We start from the raw sequence: 1,657 nt of genomic DNA on the forward strand, positions 1-1,657 counted from the left end.
TGACTCAAGGCGCGTGATCGCCCGAGAGGAGAGCCTGCCATGACAGACAGCGTCTACAAGGTCATTGAACTGATCGGCACGTCGCCCGATTCGTGGGAGAAGGCGGCCGCGGCGGCAGTGGATATGGCCGCCAAGTCGGTGCGCGACCTGCGCATCGCTGAGGTTGTGGAATTGGACTTGCAGATCGAGGACGGCAAGATCCGGGCGTACCGGACGAAGCTCAAGGCATCGTTCAAGTACGAAAGCGGCGACTAGCCGATCTGAGCGGCGTCGACTGCCTCTCCGAGACTGCTAGTTGGTGAACAAGCCGCGCGGCGTGGGCGAGAATCCGGGGAAGATAGCCTCGATGGCGGGGATACCGAGCCGCGGCGACACAGATCCGCCAGCACCTCGCGGAAGTCGATGGTGACGGCCAAGTCCCCGGGTCCGACGAGCTGATCGTCCTCGAGCCCCGGCCACAGGGCGTGGAGGCGGCCTCCCATTCGAGGCTTGAGGCTGCCGTGCCCGGGATCCGTGCCCAGGCTGCCTTCCGCTGGGTGGCGGTCTTTTGGGGGGGCTAGGCGCGCCCCTCGAGCCAGTCCTTCATCGGCTGCAGGAAATACAGGTCCCAGCCTTCGTCGTGGCTGTCTCTTTCGTGCTGGTTGGGGAAGTCGTCGTGCACAAGGTGCAGCTGGGTCCCGCCCTCGGCCGGGGTCAGCCTCCAGTCGACGAGCGAGTCCTCCCACTCGGCCGGCCACTCACCCTGGCGCCAGGTGTACGACAGGAGCTTCGCCGGTTCCAGCGTCTGGATGGCGCCGGTGGTTTCGCCGCCGAACAGCCGATAGCGGCCGCCCGGCCGCAGGTCAACCTCGACGAGGCTGTCGTCGCCCATCCAGGAGCGGATCGCGGCCGGGTCGGTCAGGGCGGCCCACACCGCTTGCGGCGGGGCCTGGATCAGGGTGTCTTTGACGATCGGTTGCATGCGCTTGCTCCTATGGCGAGGTCTAGGGCGGCCGGCGGCCTAGCTGCCGAACAGCGCCTCGCTGCCTCGCTGGGCACGCTTCCTCTTTTCCTCACCGTCGGCCATGCCCATGGCGAGGTAGAACTCCTGGTCGTAGTCGCGGGTGCGCACCACCACCGGCATCGGCACGGCGTGTCCGAGCACCAGCGCCTGCTGGCGGGTGTCGAGGCGGGCCAGCACCTCGCGCAGGGCGCCGGCGCCGCTCACCCCGGAGAACACCGCCCGGATGTCGGCCTCGTTGTCGAGCAGGCAAGTGACCCGCGTCCCGATCTGGCTCATCACCTCGTCGTCGATCGCACTTGGCCGCTGGTCGACGACCAGCAGCGTGACGTTGTACTTGCGCAGTTCACGGGCGATGGCGCCGAAGACGGTGTGGCTGGAGAATTCGGGGTCGAGGAACTTGTGGGCCTCCTCGATCACGATCACCAGCGGCTGCGGTTCCTCCGCCTGTTTGCCGGCGGCCAGGTTCTTCTGATCGATGTAGCGCTGACGGATGCGCCGGGTCAGGTAGTTGGCGACAAAGATGTAAGCCGCCAGTTCGTTGCCGTAGTTGCCGAACTCGAGCACGACGCTGGCTTTCTTGTTGAGGTACTGGAAGATCTGCTCGACGATGTCCTGGCCGACCTGGCTGTTGACGAACCCCATGCGGGGGAAGAA

General features: G+C 66.2%; 3 protein-coding genes. 1 reads left to right on the forward strand and 2 read right to left on the reverse strand.

Annotation, left to right across the window (positions count from 1 at the left end; all coding sequences use genetic code 11):
* The first annotated feature begins 39 nt into the window (after window positions 1-39).
* Window positions 40-255 (forward strand): dodecin family protein, encoded by a 216-nt coding sequence (locus MUO23_10135; protein MCJ7513311.1) that lies wholly within the window; start codon window positions 40-42, stop codon window positions 253-255.
* Window positions 256-556: 301 nt separating this feature from the next.
* On the opposite strand, the gene MUO23_10140 is transcribed toward MUO23_10135, so the two are convergent.
* Both MUO23_10140 and MUO23_10145 read right to left on the reverse strand, forming a co-directional pair.
* Window positions 557-961: an SRPBCC domain-containing protein gene (locus MUO23_10140; GenBank protein ID MCJ7513312.1), complete on the reverse strand. Its 405-nt coding sequence runs from the start codon at window positions 959-961 to the stop codon at window positions 557-559.
* A 39-nt stretch (window positions 962-1,000) separates the two neighbouring features.
* The coding region (locus tag MUO23_10145; protein ID MCJ7513313.1) for an ATP-binding protein at window positions 1,001-1,657 on the reverse strand (657 nt) is incomplete at its 5' end.

This window comes from Anaerolineales bacterium (genome assembly GCA_022866145.1).
In the GTDB taxonomy this organism is placed as follows: domain Bacteria; phylum Chloroflexota; class Anaerolineae; order Anaerolineales; family E44-bin32; genus PFL42.

What these genes read in the sequence shown, in the direction of transcription:
- MUO23_10135 (MCJ7513311.1), top strand. Translation starts at nt 40, where the DNA reads ATGACAGACAGCGTCTACAAGGTCATTGAACTGATCGGCACGTCGCCC.
- MUO23_10140 (MCJ7513312.1), bottom strand. Translation starts at nt 961, where the DNA reads ATGCAACCGATCGTCAAAGACACCCTGATCCAGGCCCCGCCGCAAGCG.